Source organism: Mesorhizobium sp. M7A.F.Ca.US.007.01.2.1, from assembly GCF_003998165.1.
Lineage (GTDB): Bacteria > Pseudomonadota > Alphaproteobacteria > Rhizobiales > Rhizobiaceae > Mesorhizobium > Mesorhizobium ciceri.
Genome location: NZ_RZQP01000399.1, coordinates 1 through 3,044, shown reverse-complemented (window position 1 = coordinate 3,044; position 3,044 = coordinate 1). Strand labels below are relative to the sequence as shown.

Here is a 3,044-nt window from a genome sequence, read left to right as displayed (position 1 = left end):
GGAGATGCCCGGTAGGGCAGAGGGGGGCGCCGTAGAGCGCTGCCCCTGCAGTGACCCGCGCTCGCTATCCAATCCTCTCCAGCCGCCTCGGCAGTCGGTTCATCGGCTTGGGCCCGTCCGGCGTGATCAGGAACTGGTCCTCGAGATTGAAGCTGGCGAGGCCGTCTATGTAGAGCGGGATCTCGAAGGCCAGCACCATGCCGGCTTCGATCACGACATCGCTGTCGGCGGCGATGAACGGCCATTGTTCGGAAAACACCGACTGGCCGACGCCATGGCCGAAATGGCCGCGGCGGTAGGTGCGCAGCCCTTGCCGCGCCAGGCTGTCGGTGGCGACGCGATGCACGTGGGCGAGCGTGGTTCCCGCAACAAGGGACGCCAGCCCGTCGTCAAAGGCCCGCTCGGCAATGGCGTGCAGTTCGGCCTGCTCGGCGGATGGCGGCCCGAAGGTGAAGTTGCGCGACATGTCGGAGCCGTAGCCGCCGACCGTGCAGACCATGTCGCACTTCAGCGGATCGCCAGGCATCGCTTTCGCATCGGCATCTTTGGCCCGAGCGCCCAGCGTCACATATTCGGCAGTTTGGACCGGATGGGACAGTCCGGCCGCGGCCGTGGCGACACCTTGCCGGTAGAGGGCAATGAGATCGGCCTGGCGCATGCCGGCCATCGCATCGACCTGCAGCCGCTCCAGCCCCGCTTCCGACAGGATGATGCCTTGCTGCAGCAGGTCGATCTCGCGCGGCGACTTGATGGCCCGCAACCTGTCGAGCACGGCCGAGCCGTCGACCATCGTGCAGGCCGGCAGCAGCGCCTGCATGACCGAGAAATCGGCGGCGGGAACAAAATCGAGGTCGACGCCGACCCTTGCGCGCCCGAGCCCAAACCCGGTCAGGATCTGCTTCAGCTCGTCGACGGCACGGGCGAGTTCGAATGTGGCGGGCCGAGAAAAACCCGGCGCCCGGCCGGCAAGGCCGGCCTCGATGCGTTGCGGCAACCCTTGCCCTGACGTCGAGGCGTCCAGCGTGGCGGCTTCGATCCAGATCGGGTGGCTGCGGATAACAGCGTCCGGCAGAACCCGCTGCAATTGTCCCGCATTGAAGTCCGCCACCACGACGCCGATCGGCAGGTCTCGGCCAGCCGGGATGACGACAAAGCCGGCGCCGGCGCGCCGGAACAGTCCCGCCGGGCCGATCGAGGCTCCGGTCGCATAGTGGAAGGCCTCGGGCGCGCACAGCACCAGCGCCTCGATGCCGGCGCGGTCCATCAGTTGCGCAGCGCGCTGGCGGTCGACAAAGCCTGTCATGGGTTTCTCCACTGTCCGAAGCGGCAACGGAGCATTCCGGGTGCGTACAATCAAGCCGCTGACAACAGCTACTTGATCGATTCCAGCTTGGCGACGGCGGCGGTGAAGCCAGCCAGCGACACCGGGATGGTGACCGGCTTGCGGGTGACCGATTCCATGCCGATGTTCAGATTGGTCCCCGACTTCATGGCCTTGATGAGATCCGCCGACAGCGGCGTGGCGGCATAGGCGCCGTTCTGGTCGCTGGTCTGGATGGCAATCGTCGTCTTCTGGCCCTGATCGATCTGGAAGGAGGCGCCGGACGGCAGGAACAGGCCGTGCGGCAGGGCAAGCAGCATGGCGAGACTGCCATTGCCGTTGTCGCGGCGCACGGTCACGGTCAGCACGCGCTGCCCGGTCTTGGCCTCGGTCAGGTTCTGCGAAAGCTGGCACTGAAGCTCGGTGGTCGCCGAACCGCTGGAGCAGTTCACCGCCCACGGATTGGCATCGGCCGGTTTTGCATTGCTTTCAGCCGGCTTTGGCTGGGCCGGCTTGGCATCTTCGGCGAGGGCTGGGCCGGTGGCCAGAGCAAGCCACAGGGCGGCCAGTCCCGCGGCCATGCCGAGTAAATTAGATCTAGCTAAAGTAAATGTCATGTTGTTTTGCCGGATGCCTTGCATGTTTCCTCGCCGCGCCCGGTATTCTCCCGAGCATGGCTTGATACAACACCCGCGACTGTTCCGAAAGCCGAGCAGGAGGCAAGCAAGCCGGCGAAATTACTGTGGCTTTTCGGATACAACGAACAATATTGCAGGAGGCCCTCAGAAATCGAAGCGCCGGAGACTCGCTATACAATAGAATTCGAGTAAGATTTTACACGGGGTGCGTGCAGTCCCCGAAGGACTCGCCAGGGATGGGAACTACCGAGACGCCTCGGCAAGTTGGTGAGATGGCGGCGCGTGGGGAGGATTTCCGCGTGCACGCCGGCTATCGCCGTTCGCGAATCGCCAGGCATCTCTGGAAGACGACGGCACTGACGACGCTGGCGCTCGGCCTTTCAGGCATGGCCGCCTATGGCGATCCCAACGGGCTATGGCAGCCGCAGATCCGCGCCATCATCGGCGCCGACAACAATGGCGGCAACGGCGCGCTCGAAGGTTTCATCCCGCTCAAGCAGACGGCCGAATCCGTGCTGTTCCTGGATGTCCGGGCCAAGCACGATTTCAAGGATGGTTCCGGCCAGGATGTCGGCCTCGGCATTCGCCGCATCGTCAACCCGGACCTGATGATCGGCGGCTACGCCTATCTCAATCTCGAGAACTACAACTCCACCCAGTTCACCGCGGCCACGCTGGGCGCCGAGGCGATCACGCCTCATTTCGATGCGCATGTGAACGTCTATCTGCCGATCAAGGGTGATTCGACGGATCACTCGACCAGTTCGACCCTGTCGATGGTCAGCAACCAGCTGATCGAGCAGATCTCGGTCCTCGACCACCGCGATTACGCGGCATGGGGCATCGAGGCCGAGATCGGCGCGCAGGTGCCGGTCAACCTGCCCGACAAGCATTCGCTGCGGCTCGACATTGGCGGCTATCATTTCGAGGATCCGCATGGCGACGACGGCAGCGTCACCGGCGCCAAGGCCGGCTTCGAGTATACGATCGGCGATGTCTTCGGCAGCAACACGGAACTGGTCTTCGCCGGCGAGGTCCGCAACGACAATCGCGACGACACCCAGTTCGCCGGCAGTGTGCGGCTG

Annotated in this window: 3 protein-coding genes; 1 reads left to right on the top strand and 2 read right to left on the bottom strand. The window is 64.5% G+C overall.

Going from position 1 to position 3,044, the window contains the following annotated elements; genetic code table 11:
* Positions 1-64: 64 nt before the first annotated feature.
* Both EN949_RS34255 and EN949_RS34250 read right to left on the bottom strand, forming a co-directional pair.
* A complete protein-coding gene (locus tag EN949_RS34255; protein ID WP_127367070.1) occupies positions 65-1,303 on the bottom strand; it encodes a Xaa-Pro peptidase family protein in 1,239 nt (412 codons plus the stop codon).
* A 68-nt stretch (positions 1,304-1,371) separates the two neighbouring features.
* Positions 1,372-1,902, bottom strand: coding sequence for an invasion associated locus B family protein (locus tag EN949_RS34250; protein WP_064992655.1), 531 nt, complete (start codon positions 1,900-1,902; stop codon positions 1,372-1,374).
* Between the two features lie 329 nt (positions 1,903-2,231).
* On the opposite strand from EN949_RS34250, the gene EN949_RS34245 reads away from it, so the two are divergent.
* A partial coding sequence (locus EN949_RS34245) for an inverse autotransporter beta domain-containing protein (RefSeq protein ID WP_245472578.1) occupies positions 2,232-3,044 on the top strand: 813 nt, incomplete at its 3' end.

Bases quoted from the DNA above. Each gene is read 5' to 3' on its own strand.
- EN949_RS34255 (WP_127367070.1), bottom strand. From the start codon at position 1,303: ATGACAGGCTTTGTCGACCGCCAGCGCGCTGCGCAACTGATGGACCGC.
- EN949_RS34250 (WP_064992655.1), bottom strand. From the start codon at position 1,902: ATGGCCGCGGGACTGGCCGCCCTGTGGCTTGCTCTGGCCACCGGCCCA.